The 17,090-nt window shown below is 34.1% G+C and carries 19 protein-coding genes and 2 pseudogenes; 18 read left to right on the top strand and 3 right to left on the bottom strand.

The window, feature by feature from the left end:
* From CJF42_RS05835 to CJF42_RS29245, 9 genes and pseudogenes are all read left to right on the top strand, one after another.
* The coding region (locus tag CJF42_RS05835) for a transposase (RefSeq protein WP_170940491.1) at positions 1-344 on the top strand (344 nt) is incomplete at its 5' end.
* Between the two features lie 604 nt (positions 345-948).
* A pseudogene (locus CJF42_RS05830) lies at positions 949-1,166 on the top strand (P-II family nitrogen regulator).
* 75 nt (positions 1,167-1,241) lie between these two features.
* Positions 1,242-1,607 (top strand): hypothetical protein, encoded by a 366-nt coding sequence (locus tag CJF42_RS05825; protein WP_095365777.1) that lies wholly within the window; start codon positions 1,242-1,244, stop codon positions 1,605-1,607.
* Positions 1,608-1,668: 61 nt separating this feature from the next.
* On the top strand, positions 1,669-1,797 hold the full coding sequence (locus tag CJF42_RS29250; protein WP_095365781.1) for a hypothetical protein: 129 nt from the start codon (positions 1,669-1,671) through the stop codon (positions 1,795-1,797).
* Positions 1,778-1,885 carry an AAA-type ATPase lid domain-containing protein gene (locus CJF42_RS29480; protein WP_502694774.1) on the top strand — a complete coding sequence of 36 codons (108 nt, stop codon included), beginning with the start codon at positions 1,778-1,780 and terminating at the stop codon, positions 1,883-1,885. Before CJF42_RS29250 ends, CJF42_RS29480 begins: the two co-directional genes overlap by 20 nt.
* Positions 1,882-2,088 carry a TyrR/PhhR family helix-turn-helix DNA-binding protein gene (locus CJF42_RS05815; RefSeq protein WP_502694773.1) on the top strand — a complete coding sequence of 69 codons (207 nt, stop codon included), beginning with the start codon at positions 1,882-1,884 and terminating at the stop codon, positions 2,086-2,088. The genes CJF42_RS29480 and CJF42_RS05815 overlap by 4 nt, the downstream gene beginning before the upstream one ends.
* A gap of 64 nt (positions 2,089-2,152) precedes the next feature.
* A complete protein-coding gene (locus tag CJF42_RS05810; RefSeq protein WP_095365775.1) occupies positions 2,153-2,632 on the top strand; it encodes a hypothetical protein in 480 nt (159 codons plus the stop codon).
* Positions 2,616-3,056, top strand: a complete 441-nt coding sequence (locus CJF42_RS05805) for an ISAs1 family transposase (RefSeq protein WP_141235488.1) — start codon at positions 2,616-2,618, stop codon at positions 3,054-3,056. The genes CJF42_RS05810 and CJF42_RS05805 overlap by 17 nt, the downstream gene beginning before the upstream one ends.
* The gene (locus CJF42_RS29245) at positions 3,020-3,274 is read left to right on the top strand and encodes a transposase (RefSeq protein WP_141235489.1); all 255 of its coding nucleotides are present in this window, start codon (positions 3,020-3,022) and stop codon (positions 3,272-3,274) included. Before CJF42_RS05805 ends, CJF42_RS29245 begins: the two co-directional genes overlap by 37 nt.
* Positions 3,275-4,008: 734 nt before the next feature.
* On the opposite strand, the pseudogene CJF42_RS29475 reads toward CJF42_RS29245, so the two are convergent.
* Positions 4,009-4,375 (bottom strand): annotated as a pseudogene (locus CJF42_RS29475) (transposase); the annotation flags it as partial.
* A 223-nt stretch (positions 4,376-4,598) separates the two neighbouring features.
* Here CJF42_RS29475 and CJF42_RS28480 point away from each other — a divergent pair.
* The 6 genes from CJF42_RS28480 (at position 4,599) to CJF42_RS05770 (ending at position 9,117) form a co-directional block, all read left to right on the top strand.
* Entirely contained in the window at positions 4,599-4,868 is a 270-nt protein-coding gene (locus tag CJF42_RS28480; RefSeq protein ID WP_252097540.1) for a hypothetical protein, read from the top strand.
* Between the two features lie 259 nt (positions 4,869-5,127).
* Positions 5,128-5,574, top strand: coding sequence for a GNAT family N-acetyltransferase (locus CJF42_RS05790; RefSeq protein WP_095365773.1), 447 nt, complete (start codon positions 5,128-5,130; stop codon positions 5,572-5,574).
* 46 nt (positions 5,575-5,620) lie between these two features.
* Positions 5,621-7,102, top strand: coding sequence for a carboxypeptidase M32 (locus CJF42_RS05785; protein WP_095365772.1), 1,482 nt, complete (start codon positions 5,621-5,623; stop codon positions 7,100-7,102).
* A 340-nt stretch (positions 7,103-7,442) separates the two neighbouring features.
* Complete coding sequence (locus CJF42_RS05780) at positions 7,443-7,811, top strand: hypothetical protein (protein ID WP_095365771.1); 369 nt, start codon at positions 7,443-7,445, stop codon at positions 7,809-7,811.
* Between the two features lie 46 nt (positions 7,812-7,857).
* The gene (locus CJF42_RS05775) at positions 7,858-8,403 is read left to right on the top strand and encodes a hypothetical protein (RefSeq protein WP_095365770.1); all 546 of its coding nucleotides are present in this window, start codon (positions 7,858-7,860) and stop codon (positions 8,401-8,403) included.
* Positions 8,404-8,604: 201 nt separating this feature from the next.
* Entirely contained in the window at positions 8,605-9,117 is a 513-nt protein-coding gene (locus CJF42_RS05770; RefSeq protein WP_095365769.1) for a hypothetical protein, read from the top strand.
* Between the two features lie 128 nt (positions 9,118-9,245).
* On the opposite strand, the gene CJF42_RS05765 is transcribed toward CJF42_RS05770, so the two are convergent.
* Positions 9,246-10,328, bottom strand: coding sequence for an alpha/beta hydrolase (locus CJF42_RS05765; protein ID WP_095365768.1), 1,083 nt, complete (start codon positions 10,326-10,328; stop codon positions 9,246-9,248).
* 132 nt (positions 10,329-10,460) lie between these two features.
* Here CJF42_RS05765 and CJF42_RS05760 point away from each other — a divergent pair, with 132 nt between their 5' ends.
* The gene (locus tag CJF42_RS05760; protein WP_095365767.1) at positions 10,461-12,482 is read left to right on the top strand and encodes a winged helix-turn-helix domain-containing protein; all 2,022 of its coding nucleotides are present in this window, start codon (positions 10,461-10,463) and stop codon (positions 12,480-12,482) included.
* A gap of 53 nt (positions 12,483-12,535) precedes the next feature.
* Here CJF42_RS05760 and CJF42_RS28475 read toward each other — a convergent pair whose 3' ends face one another.
* On the bottom strand, positions 12,536-14,095 hold the full coding sequence (locus tag CJF42_RS28475) for an FtsX-like permease family protein (protein WP_095365766.1): 1,560 nt from the start codon (positions 14,093-14,095) through the stop codon (positions 12,536-12,538).
* Positions 14,096-14,288: 193 nt separating this feature from the next.
* On the opposite strand from CJF42_RS28475, the gene CJF42_RS05750 reads away from it, so the two are divergent.
* Both CJF42_RS05750 and CJF42_RS05745 read left to right on the top strand, forming a co-directional pair.
* Positions 14,289-15,704, top strand: coding sequence for a sigma-54-dependent transcriptional regulator (locus CJF42_RS05750; protein WP_170940489.1), 1,416 nt, complete (start codon positions 14,289-14,291; stop codon positions 15,702-15,704).
* On the top strand, positions 15,694-17,046 hold the full coding sequence (locus CJF42_RS05745) for a sensor histidine kinase (RefSeq protein ID WP_095365765.1): 1,353 nt from the start codon (positions 15,694-15,696) through the stop codon (positions 17,044-17,046). The genes CJF42_RS05750 and CJF42_RS05745 overlap by 11 nt, the downstream gene beginning before the upstream one ends.
* Positions 17,047-17,090 lie beyond the last annotated feature (44 nt).

The raw sequence follows: 17,090 nt of genomic DNA, 5'->3' as shown, positions 1-17,090 counted from the left end.
CCGTAATGAAGCAACATTTAGCCTTAATTTCTCAAAAAACTGAATACGGGCGACATGCAGTGATCATTTTAGATGGTGCAGCATGGCATCAAACCTATCTCGCCGATAAATTGACTAATTTAACCACCATAAAGTTACCACCATATTCACCTGAATTAAATCCAATAGAACAAGTATGGAGTTGGTTGCGTCAACATCATTTAGCGAACAGATGTTTCCAAGGAGATGATGATATTCACAACGCTTGCTCAGATGCATGGAACGCATTTATCAGTGACGTTAAAAGGGTTATGAAACTCTGTAGTAGAGATTGGATTAAGGTGGCAAAACTTAATGCGGAATGATATAAGGCACACTTTAAACTAATCATTGATGCTGAACATCCTTGTTTATCATCCTTCGGGCAAGGTTGACTTGCCTTAATTAATTCCCGATGAATTGATCATGGCGTATTTGCGCCTAACAGTCAGCACCGAGCGCAAGTAACAACCAAGCTCGCTAGCGCTTAAATCCTGCATCAGTTAAACAAACCGGGACCAAACATAAAGGCATGACATGGGCACAATGATTAAAGCGGGTATTTGGTATTGAGATTCAAACATGTCACCTGTGTGGTGGTGAGGTTAAGATTATTGCGAGTATTGAAGATCCTGTGGTAATAAAAAAAATACTCGATCATCTTGACAAGCAAGTAGGCAAAATTGACCAAAAGCTGCCACCAAGTCGCGCATCACCACAATTTACCTTGTTCTAAGAAGCACAAATCACTCACCAAAGCGGGTTAACTGTCATTTCATAGACAAAACATCGTCAATAAATAGCCATACAAGTGGCATAAACAAACTAAAACCTAAAATGCATACTTTAGATTTTAGCTAAAGGACGTTTATTCTACTTATACTCTTTGTTATGAAGTAAATTTAGCTAAAATATTACCAATTAAAAAGGATTGACTTTGAAAAAATAGAAGCTGTTATAAAACTGTTTAAATTAGAATATGTAAAAGATGCTTTAACAGAAGCTGGAATTACTGGAATGATAGTACCATTGCAATTATTACTGAAGCTGCAAAAACAGGAAAAATTGGTGATGGAAACATTTTTGTAAGTAATATTGAAAAAGTTGTAAGAATCAGAGCCGGTGAAGAAGACGAAGAAGCAATGTGATCTTCCGGCAGCATAGCTCAACTTTGAATTTATAATTTGATTTAATGATCGCGACTCAATAATCAAGACGATATCATGCAAAAATCAGATCAACTATCCACCACCATTACGGCCTTTGAATTGTGGCGCACTAATAAAAAAGGCCGTAGTACACCAATTCCCACTTGTTTACGCGAACAAGCTGTTTCACTATTAAATAGCTATTCAACTGGCAAAATAATGTCGGCATTAAAGATTAGTGGCAGCCAGTTTAACCAATGGCGCAATGCACTTGAACTGACAGAGCAACCCCGCCAATTTATTGAACTTCCTTTAACCAATGCTGTGTCACATCAACCATTCAATATCGAACTTTATTTTGCCAGTGGTGAGAAAGTACGCCTGTCTGGAGTTGTCGATAGTAATTTGTTCACAGCATTAATTAAGGCGGTTAAAGCATGATTCATTTAACTGCTGACAGTAAAATTTTAATTGCACTCAACCCGCTGATTTTCGTCAGAGCATTGATGGGCTGGCGGCATCGTGTCGATTACGGCTATCGAGTGATCCCCGCTCCGGCACATTATTTATCTTTATTAACCGCAAAAAAATAATGAACCGTGCTTTATCTTATGATGGCAGATGCAATTAACTGTTTAAAGCAAGTAGTATGGCCGGGCAACGTAAGAGAGTTACAGACACTATTTTTAGAACTTTTGCAATACAAGATAAATATGTGATTACTAGAAAAGATTTGTGCTCTATAGCAAATAGTTTTTCTAAACCTAGTTCAACAATACCTTTCGATGAAATTAATTCTCTTCAAGAAGCTCTTGATAGTTTTGAAAAAAATATATTGAAAGATCTGTATATCGAGTTTTCTTCAACTAGGAAATTGGCTAATAGACTTGGTGTATGTAATGCTACCATTTCCATAAAATGAAACAGGTATGATATAAATTAATGTAAATAGAGAAAGTTTGCAGAATATAAGGGGAAATATTTTTATGAAAAAACTTTTTATTATTTTTGTATTCATACAAGTGATATGCCTTCTTGATATACATTTGTTACCGACCAAAGAATCATCTTATCAAATTGTGGAAATGAAAAATAAGTATTTATACTTTGACGAAGATAATGGTTGTATTTTTCATACGGTAAATTCTTATGGTCAGGTATATGAATTTAAAACATCAGGGATGTGTGCTATGTACAGTCAAGGAATGAGTGATGGTGATGAGATTGAGATAAGTAAAAGTTCATTATTTGGTATTATTTTAGGATTAAAAAATTATAACTCTGGAGCTGTGTATTTAGGTGGTAGTGCTACAGATGCTATATTTTTTAGGTATTTAATAATAATTACTATGTTTGTGCAATATTTAGTTTGGTACTTTAATCTAACTGAGAAACAACTGAAAACAAGAGATTTTGTTGGGTTATATATTATAATGGAAATAATATTTTATCTATTATTGCATTAACCTAGCCCTCATCAAACTGTTGGATATCGAAGGTACAACCATTACCACAAATGCTATGGGGTGTCAGTTTGCCATAGGAAATCAAATAATTGCGGCTAAGACTGATTATGTTTTAGTGCTAAGGGGAAATCAGGGAAAATTTCATGATGATATTAAATTGTTTTTGGATACGCAATTAAAGAGCTGTTTTACTAGTTTAGCTCATATGATGTTCAAATCTGTTGATGGTGAACATGGTCGTATTGAGCAACGAACAGTTTGGCTTACGACGAATATAGACTGGTTAATTGAAAGCCATTCGAGATGGATATCGGTTAAAGCAATTACAGTTGTTGATTCTACTCGACAGGAAAAGGTAAACATGAAACCAAAGAAAAACGATATTACATCAGCAGTCATGAAGATAAAACAGCTGAATTCATAGCCGATGCAATACGGAGTAATTGGCATGTAGAAAATAAACTCCATTGGCAACGTGATGTTAACTTTAACGAAGATCAAAACCGTCTTCGCAGTGGATATGGCGCTGAGAACTTCGCGATGATGAATAAAATAGCACTCAATTTGTTAGAGAATGAAAATAGTGTCAAAGTTGGCGTCAAGAATAAACGATTGAAAGCAGGCTGGGATAATATTATTTGATGAAAGTGCTAACCTTAGGGTTTAAATCAGCATGATTTAAACCCGTTTACCTTGAAAGGGCTTGTGAAGCTTGAGGTTATTTAGTATTTAAAAAATGTACTTTAAACTAACTCCCCAGATTATTAATTCATTCCAGTTGGACTGTACTGAATTAAGGGGGTTGACATCTCTTATTTGAGAATGAACCACTGCGCGGGTTAATACTTCTTCATTCGTTAGATTTTTAACAAACACTTCATTTGCATATTTTCATTGATTATCCACGTAACAGGCGCATCAAAAAAGGCGTGTTCATCGAATTTTGTTTCAGGGATATTCAAATCAAAAGCATAATAATCACCACTGTAACTCATATCAAACAAGATATTAATATTTCAATCATTCTTTGCTTACATCCATTTTTCTGTGCAATTGAATTTCTACTTTGTTTAGGTTTTTAGATACCAGCCAGTGGAACTAATCTAGCTGCAACTCATAGCTTGGGAGCTGGTGTCGAAAAAGCCTACATTGAGCAAACTGCGGGGAGTTGGCTCTGAATTATAGGGATTGTTCCATCGGTTTATACCGCTGTTGTGTTATTGTCTCGCTGTTCAGTAAAATTGCTTGCTGTAATGTGTTTTTTAATATGTTCTTCCTCATTAAACCTCCTATTTCATTACCTCTTATTGCTCATTTTTGGTGTTTTGACCAGCATTAATCCTTACCAATATTTGTTAATAATCTCATTATTATGTTTACCGTATCAGATATTGCCAATCTAATAATGGCGGTGTCTTGAGTAAATATTGATGCACTAATATTTCTATCACCATCATAGGTGAGCCACAATTGGGGCAAACAAAGCTTGATGATGGCTCACATGCTTTTACTTTGTCACATGTATTTTAGCCTATCATCACTTCGGGTTGAGGTACGTGTAATAATTGACGAACTTTATTTAGTTTATTTTTTCGACCATTATTGGCAAGCAAGCCATAATGGCGAATACGATAAAAGCCAGTTGGTAATACATGAAGTGAAAATCGCCACTCGATGTGTGTAGTGAGATAAATATGACAATACAGCTTCAGGCCCCGCAAATGGTTGCTTGGCATACACAATCTACTCAATTTTTTTCTGGGTGATAGGTTTACTACAACCGTCAGTTTTAATAAATACCAAATGCTTGCCATCTTTAGCAAAACTATTTGTTAGTTGAAACTCTCGCTGTGTTTTGGTATTTTTTATCCAGATATTATTGGTATAGTCATTTATCTACTAGGGGATATTGATCTTTTAGGATTAAATTTTGTTCGAGATAAAAGCATTTTAGTCGCGGCGAGTAGTGTGTAGCATCATTCTAAGTAAATACGACTCAACAAAGAATAAAATGCTTTTAGCCGAATCCTTCGGACAGCGTTTGTTGGGCATTTTTACTGCGTTATCGCCTTTTTATGTGGAACAATCACATGACAAAGCCTCTGCCTTGTATAAATGCCCAACAATTCGCTGCAAAAGTAATCTCGAAAGATCAACAGCCCCTATAGGTTTTGAAGATATTTTAGCCATTCATTTAATTTGTGAGAACATATACCCAAACCACTTCAAGATATAGGATTCAGTTGGAGTTATAAACGCTTTAGGCAAGAAGAGAATAATATTCCCTTTTCAAGTTCAATAACGCACATAAAGCGTTTCTAAACCAACCCAGTGAGGACTACTGAGCAATACAGGAGCATATTGACGGTCTATCTTCTTTTAAGGGATCAAGCATTAATACAAAGATGCGGCTAGATCATGAGTTGCTCAGCAGTCCCGAAAACCACATCTTGAAGTGGCTTGGGTATAGTTGAAAAAATTGAAAAGGATTTAATATGAAAATAATAAGAATAAACGAACATTATTTACCACAATTAGTCACTGTATTTGAAGAGTACCGTGCTTTTTGTGACTTTGAGGCTAGTCCTAAAGAAACCCATGAGTTTTTAGCTAAATTGATGCGAAATGAAGCGTCCGTCATGTTTATTGCTGTGGATCCTGATTCGGATAATGTAATGGGATTCGTAAATTTATACCCGAGTTATTCTAGTTTAGCGTTAAAGCGTCTTTGGATCTTAAATGATTTAGGAGTATCAAGTCATTTTAGAGGTAGGAATGTATCAAAAGCACTCATTCAAAGAGTACTTAGCTTTGCAAAAGAAACGCAAGCAATTCGCGTTGAGTTAAAAACAGGCAAAGATAACCAAAGAGCGATGCAATTATATTGCGCAATGGAGTTTGAGATAGATAACGATAATGTTTATTATCGAGTGCCATGTTAGCATCTCGTTATCATTAATATATTTTTCAGATAATTAAGGGCTATTTATGCAGGATTATCAAAAGCTCGTATCACATTTTGAAAAGATTTCTCGTTTTAAGCATTTGGCATCTATATGTGGTTGGGATCAGGCTGCTGTGATGCCAAGTGGTGGTAATCAAGCACGATCAGAATCTATGGCTGAGCTGTCAGTTCATATTCATCAGTTATTAACGCTGCCCCAATTGGGTGACTGGTTTTCAAATGTAAATCATAGCGAATTATCAACAACTGAAGCTGCAAGTTTTACTGAAATGAAACGTCATTGGCAGCATGCAACTGTTTTACCTGAAAAACTAGTTGAAGCTAAATCATTGGCTGGTTCACGGTGTGAGCATGCATGGCGAACGCAAAGAGAAAATAATAATTGGCAAGGGTTTGAAAGTAACTTTGCACAAGTCGTCGCTTTATCTCAAGAAGAAGCTCAAATAAGGGCACAAGAAGCAAGTTTAACCCCTTATGATGCCATGCTAGATTTATATGAGCCTGGCACAACAACACGATCTTTAGATGTGTTATTTAGTGACGTAAAAACTTGGTTACCAAGTTTAATCAAGCAAGTTACGGAAAAACAGGGAAAAGAGTCATTTATTTTACCGCAGGGTCAATACCCTCAAGCACATCAAAAACAGCTGGGTTTAGATGTAATGAAGATGCTTGGTTTTGATTTTAATCATGGCCGATTAGATGTCAGTGCTCATCCTTTTTGTGGCGGAGTGCCTTCTGATGTCAGAATTACAACCCGATATGATGAGAATGATTTTATACAATCATTAATGGGTATCGTTCATGAAACAGGCCATGCACGTTATGAGCAAGGTTTACCTAAAGCGCTAAACTCATTACCTGTAGGTAGCGCGCGCTCTATGGGCATACATGAGTCTCAAAGTTTATTTTTTGAAATGCAACTAGGGCGTAGCGAAGCTTTTATAAATAAGCTGGCGCCTATGACCGCTTCTGCATTTAAATACACCGATTCACCTGTATTTGGAAGAGATAATTTTTTAAAGCTTTATACCCGTGTAACTCCTGGATTAATTCGTGTTGATGCAGATGAAGTGACCTATCCGGCGCATGTCATTTTACGTTATGAAATTGAGCGTGATTTAATGAATTGCAAAATAAGTCATAAAGACATCCCCGAATTATGGGATTTTAAAATGCAAAAGTACTTGGGTTTATCTACAAAAAATAATTATAAAAATGGCTGCATGCAAGATATACATTGGACTGATGGTTCTTTCGGTTATTTTCCATCATATACATTAGGTGCGATGTACGCTGCACAGTTTATGTCGGCAATGAAAAAAGAAAAAGATGTAGATAACTTAGTTGGTCAGCAAAACTTTGAACCTATTTTTGACTGGTTAAGTAAAAATATATGGTCAAAAGCATCTTTACTTTCAACAGATGAATTAGTAAAAAAAGCCACAGGTGAAATCTTAAATGCACAATATTTCAAAACGCATTTAGAAAACAGGTACTTGTAAAAGTGATAGTACTTTATTGTAAGTGCTATCACTTTTTTAACTTTGAAGCTTTACCATTTAAAGTTGTTTTAAAAACCCCTAATCCGTAATAATCACCATCATCTGTATTGATTTTATTGTTTAGGTTCAATAGATATCGTAACCAAGCATAGCAGAAAGTAATGCCGTTAATTAATTTCAGATAACGATAATGAAAATCTAATTTTAAAAGTGTAGCAAAATCCTTGAAATTATATTAAAATTTCGTTACTCAATACAGTTACAAACAATTTAATATAGCTTTAAACCCTTACACTAAGCAGTATTGGTATTAAAATCATAATAATTAAGAGAGTTGGTTTTGAGTATTGAAGAACAAGATATAAAAACTGTGTTAACAAACCTAGAGTGTAGAACTAACTTCTCAATGAAAAAAATCACTGAGTATATGCTACCAAAAGTGAAAGAGGCTTTTTATCTGCATATTGAAGGTAATACCCCGCATATAATTATACGGCCAGTATTTGAAGTCTTTACAGTTGATTTAATTGGTATTGAAGGTGTAACTAAAAGAAGTGATTTTTTTCATAATGCTGAAATGACACGCTTCCCAAAAAGAGTGCATAAGGGCATAAACGAAATATATTATGGCATATCATTTAAGTTTGATGATAAAAAAGCAGTGAAATTATTCATTAAAAAGCTAATTAATATTATAAATCCTGAGTAAGCTGGCTTAATAATTCCAAGATAATTTACTCAGTTAAGGGGGAAATATGTCGATTATTAGCAATCAATTATTCACAACTACGGGCTTTAAACTATTTGAAGAGATATTTAAAGAGTCAAATTTAATCGATAAATTCACTAGGAATAGCATTTCGGAGAGAGTACAGTCAGTTTATAGTGAACTTAGCATTGATGTGAAAAGTAAAGAATTAGACTTTTATAATAAAATAATACAAGAAATCATTGATATTCCAATTGAAGTTGAGATTGAACAAGATGAAATGAAATTGGCGATTTTGTTCTCAAGATTAAGCTTAGGTATAGGTTTTTTAAAGGTTAAAGAGATTGAAGTAAAAATAGATATGTTGACTTTAACTGGTCAACATATTAAAAGTTCAACGGCTTTAACACAATCAGATAAATATACTTTATTACAACGTATCAAGGACCTGAAAGCACAATTAGAAGAGCAAAAAACAGGGTTAATGAAAGAGAACACGCCTGAAGAATTAGAGCCATTTAAAGAAGTTGATTTCAAACAAATAAACCCATTATACAATAAAATACAAGAGTCCAATATATACTTATTGTGACATCTTTGCTGGCTCGACTGAATAAAGCAGATAGTATATATTTCTACATTTTATTTTAACAAGGTGAAGTATAGAGGTTTAACCGGCCACAATTGTACACTTAAAATCATATAGAGATCTTTTAATCGCATATTAACCTAGCTATTATTAATAATAATAGTTATCATTATTTTTTATATTTAGTGATCAGGCTAGGTTATTATGAAAAAATTATTATGTATTTCAGCAGTTATAGCATTATCAGCATGTTCTATGACAAAAAACGAAGTTGCACAAAATCCAGATGCTCTATTTGCAACTTATAAAGACAATGCACAACAACTTGTTTCATTGATTTCAAATCAAGGTAATAATGCAAAAGTTGAGAAGTACTCAGCTACTTTAGTTAAAGTATCTCAACCTATCTTAAAAGCATTTATCGCCAAATTCCCTCAGTGTGATGAATACTTAACAGCAGTAAGCAAAGCGGCTGATATTATTCCAACATTACCTTTAAGTGAAATTGAATCGGGATATCATGCTGACGGAAAATTACCACAATTTACAGATGCAAATTGTTACCATGCAAAAGATTTATTAGTTCATCCAGCTACAGTACAAGCGATGGCCGTTATAGGTATTAAAACTGATAAACAACGTGAAAAAGCAAAACATGAAGTTGAAGAAGTATTAGCACATTTTGCACAAGTAGAAACTGCTTTTAAAGGCCTTTAGTACCTCCCGCTAAAATTAAGTCAATATAACAAGAGTCGTATTAGCGACTCTTGTTATTTCTAAAGGAAATAACCATGAATTCACTGACATTCCTATAATTGTAAACCTCATAAGATCTGAGTGGTCTCTCAATTATCGGATTTAATGGTATAACAATGATTAAAGTCAGGTTGAAGAGTACAAATTTTTTCTTCAATTTTTTTTGCAGATGCGAGGTCATCAATTTCTTTTAAATAATGAGTCATCTGCCAGAAAGCATCAGCGTTGTTTCTATTTAAATTTAAACCATAGTTAATTACATGATTAATATTGAGAGCATCTTCTGGCTTAGTAGACATTGCAAAATATACACTTAACCTTTGTAGTAACTCTAAGTCAATTTGAGCATCAAATCCAAAACGAGTACCAAAATCATCATAGTGACGTTTCAGATTTTCAAAGTTACCTATTTTAGTTTCATATGAAGGTTGCCAACCAGTGAATGTATTTCTTAAAGAATGCATGAGTGACTTGTGGCGAGTTGAACTGTGAGTTTCATCAGTAAAATGAGTAGTTAATGACGTTTTGCTTTTGTACTGTTTAAGTATTGTTTGTATTTCTTTAAAGGGTTTGAGCATATGCTCACCCTCATTGGCTAAAGTGAGAGTAAGGTACGATTTTTTCTTTGTTTCTTCCATGGTTAGCTTTTCAAGTCTGATATTTATTTGATTATCATCTAAGGAAGGGCTAAAGGCGTAATAATGTGAAAACACAAGTCCATCTCTTATCCACTCATTCATAACAAATCTACCTGCATTTGAATGGCCTGAAAGTATTTTAAACTGTGCAACGCGATAGTGAAAATTAATATGAGGAATAAGCTCATTACTTAGAAATTGTGATAGTTTTGTTTGTTGTTTAACATCTCCCTTTATAGGGTGTAGTTCTTGTCCTTGACTCTGAACTCCCACGATAATAATTTCAGGTATTTCATTACTCAAAAGTTCTATACTTGCTACTGCAGATAACATATCCCATTGTCCATGTAGTAAATATAAGATAGGGTACTTTCTTTGTGATGTGTTATAGCTATCAGGTAGGTGCACATAATAATCTCTTTTTTGATTTAACGTCTTAGAAAAAATGGTATGTTTTTGTCCATAAGAAAGTTTTTCAAAACAATCTGATGCAAAAGAAATGATAAATAAGGGTATGAGTAAGCAAAGTTTCATTGATATTCCTTGTAATATTTTTAGAACAACTTACATTATGGAACTCAACCAATTATGCAATAATAAGGGGCTTATGTTTTTATTATGTTTTCCTTAGTAACTGTTTTATATGTAAATAATAAGAATTAATAAATGGAATATTTTAGATTAGGTGACTCACTCGTTGATGTAAAACGTTGTAAAATCACAAGAAATGAGAAAGTCATCAGTGTAGAGCCTAAAGTCATGGATATGTTGCGACTCCTGTGTGAACATTTAGGGGAAGTTGTGAGTCAACAGCGACTTCATGAGACACTTTGGCCTGGAACGACATTTAATAATTCATCAATTTTACGTTGCATTTCTTTGTTAAGAAAAGCATTAGGCGAAAAAGCATCAAATTCTTCGATTATAATCACTCATCCTAAACGAGGGTATAGTATTGATATTCCAATTGAAGCTATTAATGATAAGTCGAAAAAAGAAAACAATAGATATAAAAAAATATCAGTGATTGCACCTCTATTAATTACTTTATGTTTGCTTGGTTTGTATTTTATTCAGATAATGGATGTGTCTAACAAACCTCAAAGTTATTCACTGACACCGCTTACTTCAAATAGCAATAATGAATATTTACCAAGCTATTCGTCTAATGGATCATACATTGCGTTTGTAAGAGAAAGTGATTCTGGGCAACAACATATTATAGTTAAAAATCTTATCACTGAAAGTGAGATTTTGATTAATGGCATATTTTCAAATATAAAATCGCTCTCTTGGGCCTATCAAGATAATGGCTTAACACTGGTTTATAAAAGAGGAAAAATGAACCATATCGCATTATATGCCTTTAATCCTATTTCTAAGAAAATGACACAAGAATCTCAATTATTATTTACTTCCGTTGATGATATTATAAGCCGTGTAGAATGGATTTCTGATAATGAATTTGTAATTGCCGTAAAGTCAAAAGGTAAAGATTTCTCAATAATAAAACGAAACCTATCGAAAAATAGCACTGAAATACTTTACCAATATACAGCACCATTATTAGAGATTATTGATATTGCTTTGTCTGAAGATAAGCAAAATTTAGCCATTGCTGTCAGTGAAAAAGCAAACCTGTATAGAATAGATTTGTATGATCTTATTTCATCAAATCGAAGAAAATTGATACATATAGACAATGGTATACATAGTCTGTCTTGGCAACCTAGTAATGAATCGTTACTGATCTCTAGTAGAGAAAAGTTATTTAATATTTCTTTAGATGGAAAAATAGCACAAATACCTTTTTCAAATTATAAAATTGTTACAAATGCTTTTTACGCAAAAAATTCAAATAAAATACTCATGGAATTAGCTAATTATGATATTGATATTTTGGAGTTTAAACCTGAGGAACAGCAAAAGCTTACAAAAGTGATAGATACCGAAGCGTTAGATGTACTGCCGTTATATTCGCCTTCAGCAAAGCGGTTTGTATACCAAACAAGCAGACGAGGGTTTCCACAATTAATTATTAATGAAGCAGGTCGCGAACAGGTATTATTTATTAATCCTGAACATGAAGAATTATTTGGTTTTACATGGTCACCTGATGGGAATAAAGTCGCTTTAGCAACTACGAGTCAATTATATATATTTGATGCTAATACAGCGTTAGAATTAACAAAAGAAGCATTAGAATATAAAATCTATATTAGAGATTGGTTTAATAAAGATCATGCTTTACTTGTTAACCTAATAAAAGATGGAATGCCAAAACCTGCAAAGTTGTATCTAGAATCAAGAAAAATAGAGACTTTAGCGGATATGATTGCAAGTTGTTCAGCTTTAGATTTAAACGATAATATTTATTTTAATAACAATAATCAGATATTTAAAATCGACAATAATAAACTGATTTCAAAACTTTGGTATGCGGAAAATGGTCATGTTGAAAATATACTCATTACTGATAAAAATGCACTAATTGAAGTGAATCTCGGTGATAATAATAAACTTTGGGTAGTGGACTTAAAATCTTCGCTAAGTAAGCAGGTTTATCAAGATTTAGACTCCAAATTGATGATTTCTGATATTACACAGAATGAAGAAGTAATTATGTTTCATTCCCCTCTAAGCGCTAAAAAAGAAATTGCATTGTTAACTATGGAATATAAGTACTAAGAGAAAAGCTCGGTTCATTTTTAAATTACCGAGCTTTATGCTTTTACTTAATATTATTCATACCTCAAAGATTTCACTGGATTTTTTCTTGCCACAGTTGCTGTATTGCCCCCCACTGTACTCCAAGCAATAATTAAAGAAAATAAGCCAACAATAAGACAAATTGGAACTAACCAAAATGTATCAATGCGGTATGGAAAGCGTTCTAGCCAAGTTATCATTATATAAGTTGCAATAGGCCAAGCGATTAAGTTTGCAAGCAAAACGGGCTTAGAAAATTGCCAAATAAGCAGGGTAACTATGTCTTTTATGCTAGCACCCATTACTTTACGAATGCCAATTTCTCGGGTTCTACGCTGAACTGTGAATGCCGATAATCCATATAAACCTAAGCACGCAATAACAATCGCTAACAATGAGAAAACTAAAAATAACTGTGCTGTTGTTTTCTCGTCATTATATTGCGCTGCCATCATTTCACTTAAAAACTCTAAGTTAATGGGTTGCATTGGTACGCTGTTCTTCCATACGCCTTCAATACTGCTCACTAAGCTAGATATATTATTCGTAGTAAAAGAAATATTAGCGACGTTGAAACGTTCTGGATTTTGCGTATATACCGAGGCTCTAATACCAAATTTAATCGATCTAAAGTAAATATCGGGGATAACACCAATAATGGTTAAATGCTGTTTTCCGCGTATATGAGTTGCCAATGTTTTTCCAATAGCGTCTTGTGCACTGCCAAAACCAAATTTTTTCAAAGCTGATTTATTAAGTATCGCACTGGCTTGACCCACTTCACCGTCAGCGACTGTTTTGATGTTATCAGTGCCAAAGTTTTCATCAAAAAGTCTCCCCGCAAGTGGTTTTATTTTATAAGCTTCAAAGAAACCATAGCCCATATTGTACTGATTCATGCTTAATGCTTTGTTACTTATACTACCTTCATGAGGCTCTAATAGCTTAAAACCACGATTATTTTCATTATCTTGGGAGGGCGCTTCAGAAGAAAAGGTGACACTGTTTACTTCAGGTAAACGCAATAACTCTTTTTCTCGCTTTAAAGTGCGCGTTAAGAGTTTTATTTGATGCTTAATGTCGATAATATTGCTTTTATGTTTTAAACGATTTTGTTCTAAATTGAGTTCTATGCTACGCATATTATTCAGTTGCTCAGCCACTCTAGCTTCATTTCCTAATACATTGAGTTGCAAAGAGGTATTTGACAGTTCAACAATTAAGTCGCCAGCTTTTAAACTGCTACCATCTTCAACTAATATTTTTTCAACTCGGCCGCCTTCTATGGCATCAAGAAATACGGTTTTTGCAGGCGTTACCCGTGCTCGTACAGGAATAAAGTCTTCAAAGATACCCGATGTAACAGGTGAAATCACAATTTTATTACTATCAACCGATAAAGCTTTTCCACTTGATTTAGACATTACATTATATGCAATAACGATCACACATAGTGTTATAAATAAACTGACAAGCCATTTTTTTATTGGGTTGAATGAAGCGGTAACTTTGCGATCCATTCCAGAGAGATTGCGAGTTGATAGCACTTCAGGTGTGTCGGGCGTTATATTAATATGTGATTCGTGTTTCATATTTATTTCTCAGTAATAAATACAATCATTAAGTCGATATTGTATTTTTATAATTCAAAGACACATAGCTATTACAAAAACAGTGCCAATTTATAATCTATTGTTTTTAAATAGATATTAGATATTTATTATAATTTAACTTAAAAAAACTGTACGTTAATGAACATTAAAATAGACCTAATAATGTGTTTAAATGGATAAAAATGTGAAAGTGCCAGGCCGAATTTTGATAGTAGATGATGATGAAGATATCTTGTCTGCGGGAAAATTATTATTAAAAAGGAAGTTTACGCAAGTAAGTATTTGTAATGTGCCTGAACATATTCCGACCTTTTTATCAGGGCAAGTATTTGATGCGATATTATTAGATATGAACTTTGAACCTGGTGAAAGTTCGGGAGAACAAGGCTTCTATTGGTTAAAAAAAATATTAGAAATAAACCCACAAAGTGTGATCATTATGATCACAGCCCATGGCGGTGTTGATGTTGCAGTTGATGCGATGAAACTAGGCGCAACAGATTTTATAGCCAAACCTTGGGATAACGAAAAAGTAATTGCAACCATCTCTAGCGCAGTGCTTTTAGGCAAATCACGTTCTGAAGCACAAACCTTACGTGAAACAAACAAGGTATTAGTAGAAGCTGCAAATTCAGTGGGAAAACAGACCATTATTGGACATTCACCTTCAATGCAGCAAATTCATTCTTTGATACAACGATCTGCGCCCACAGACGCAAATGTGCTGATACTAGGGGAAAATGGCACAGGAAAGGAACTGGTTGCCCGTGAAATTCACAATCAAAGCTTACGAAGTCGTCATGTATTTATGTCTGTTGATTTAGGTGCCATTTCTGAAACTGTATTTGAAAGTGAATTATTTGGTCATAAAAAAGGATCATTTACCGGGGCACAACAAGATAGAGTAGGTCGATTAAAAGCCGCTGATGGCGGTACGCTATTCTTGGATGAAATTGGAAACTTACCACTTCATCTGCAAGCAAAATTATTAACCGTACTTGAGCAGAGAAAAGTCACTCCTCTTGGTGCAAACGAAGCAATACCGTTTAATGTGCGAATTGTTAGCGCCACAAATATTGACAAACAGATGCTTAAAAAGGAAACACAATTTAGACAAAACTTATTATTTCGTTTAAATACCGTTGAAATAGATTTGCCCCCATTGAGGCAAAGGACCAGTGATATTGCATCTATCGCGCATTATTACATTGAATTGTATTGTAAAAAATACAATAAACAACCAAAGTTAATGACTGCAGAAGCATTAAAAGCCATAGAGTCTTACGCTTGGCCTGGGAATATCCGGGAGCTACGTCATACGATTGAGCGCGCGATTATTCTAAGTCAATCTGAACAATTAGAAAATACAGATTTTCAGCTAGAAATGAGTCTTGCAGCTATTGGTAGTCAAAATTTAGAAAACAGTGATCCGCTGCATTTACCTGATGATTTAAATTTAGAGAAAATAGAAAGAAATGCAATTGCACAGGCACTTAAAAGGCATGGTTTTAATATCAGTCATACAGCTAAAGAACTTGGATTAACACGCGCAGCTTTATATCGAAGGATGGAAAAATATGGGCTTTAAAAAGTTTTCATATCTGATTATAGCGCGCACGATATGTGTTATTGTATCTGTAGTGATTTTAACTCAAATTATTATGAGTCCAGGGTATCATGCAGTAAGTGTATTAATGAGTTTAGTGCTGGGCTTCCAGTTTTATGAAATGATTCGTTTTGTATCAAAAACCAATGAAGAATTAACACGGTTTTTTGATGCCGCGCGTTATGCTGATTTTTCACAACGATTTGATGCAAAACAAATGGGTTCGGGATTTGACGGGTTATCTAACACATTTCAAGATATTTTAAATCGTTTACAACAACTAAGATCTTCTCAAGAGCAAGAACTTAAACATATCAAAGCAGTCATAGAACATGTACCTGTACCTTTATTAAGCATTCATATTGATGGCAAAGTGACTGTTTGGAATAACAGCGCCAGACGATTATTTGGCACTCATGATATTAACCATATCAGAGACTTTGCTCAATTTGCTCACAGCTTTCCAGCAAAAATAAAAACATTTACATTAGGTAAGCGTCAGTTGCTTAATTTAGAAATTGATGGTGTAGAGCATAGATTAAGTATTGCAGTCACACAGATCATTACTTCGGGACAAAAAGAAATATTGTTAAGCATGCAAGATATTCAAACAGAGCTAGATACAGCGCAATTAAATGCTTGGCAAGATTTAGTCAGTGTATTAACTCATGAAATTATGAATAGTGTTACACCTGTTGCGTCATTAGCTAAAACCGCTGTTGATATTGTAGATGATATGCAACATAAAATACAAAACCAACCTCAACTCAGTGAAGACTTAGCAGATGTGCATAGTGCTGTTGAAACGGTTGCGAGAAGAAGTAACGGTTTAATGAAATTTGTAACGAGTTACAGACAATTAACGAGATTACCTCCGCCAAATAAAAGTCAGATTAAGATATCTCAATTGTTTAAACAAGTCGAAACGGTTGCAACGCAAAGCTGGCAAAATAGAAATATAAAACTCGTTAGTAAAGTTTTGCCAAATGAGTTAGATGTTTTTATTGATCGAGAAATGATAGAGCAAGTTTTGATTAATTTATTAAAAAATGCAGAGCAAGCATTTCAAAATAACATTGACGCATACGTAGAGTTAACAGCGAGTTTAAACTTACGTGGTCGAGTGGTTATTGAGGTGTCTGATAATGGTTGTGGCATTCCTGAAAAACTCACTTCTCAGATATTTGTGCCATATTTCACAACAAAGAAAGATGGTTCAGGAATTGGTTTGGCTCTAACAAGACAGGTAATGATTGCCCATGGCGGCAATATTGTACTTAAAAAGTCAGACAAACAAGGTGCCACATTTAGCTTAACTTTTTAAGCAAAAAAAGAGCATACACTAAAAAGGTATACTCTGATTCAATA

The sequence above is a fragment of the Pseudoalteromonas sp. NBT06-2 genome, assembly GCF_002276045.1.
GTDB lineage: Bacteria > Pseudomonadota > Gammaproteobacteria > Enterobacterales > Alteromonadaceae > Pseudoalteromonas.
Note: the sequence above shows the minus strand (reverse complement) of the source record. Positions and strands in the feature narration are given on the sequence as shown.

Coding starts and splice junctions, on each gene's coding strand:
- CJF42_RS05770 (WP_095365769.1), top strand. CDS start 8,605: ATGAAAAAATTATTATGTATTTCAGCAGTTATAGCATTATCAGCATGT.
- CJF42_RS05750 (WP_170940489.1), top strand. CDS start 14,289: ATGGATAAAAATGTGAAAGTGCCAGGCCGAATTTTGATAGTAGATGAT.
- CJF42_RS05825 (WP_095365777.1), top strand. CDS start 1,242: ATGCAAAAATCAGATCAACTATCCACCACCATTACGGCCTTTGAATTG.
- CJF42_RS05745 (WP_095365765.1), top strand. CDS start 15,694: ATGGGCTTTAAAAAGTTTTCATATCTGATTATAGCGCGCACGATATGT.
- CJF42_RS29480 (WP_502694774.1), top strand. CDS start 1,778: ATGATGGCAGATGCAATTAACTGTTTAAAGCAAGTAGTATGGCCGGGC.
- CJF42_RS05775 (WP_095365770.1), top strand. CDS start 7,858: ATGTCGATTATTAGCAATCAATTATTCACAACTACGGGCTTTAAACTA.
- CJF42_RS05810 (WP_095365775.1), top strand. CDS start 2,153: ATGAAAAAACTTTTTATTATTTTTGTATTCATACAAGTGATATGCCTT.
- CJF42_RS05760 (WP_095365767.1), top strand. CDS start 10,461: ATGGAATATTTTAGATTAGGTGACTCACTCGTTGATGTAAAACGTTGT.
- CJF42_RS05790 (WP_095365773.1), top strand. CDS start 5,128: ATGAAAATAATAAGAATAAACGAACATTATTTACCACAATTAGTCACT.
- CJF42_RS05765 (WP_095365768.1), bottom strand. CDS start 10,328: ATGAAACTTTGCTTACTCATACCCTTATTTATCATTTCTTTTGCATCA.
- CJF42_RS05785 (WP_095365772.1), top strand. CDS start 5,621: ATGCAGGATTATCAAAAGCTCGTATCACATTTTGAAAAGATTTCTCGT.
- CJF42_RS28475 (WP_095365766.1), bottom strand. CDS start 14,095: ATGAAACACGAATCACATATTAATATAACGCCCGACACACCTGAAGTG.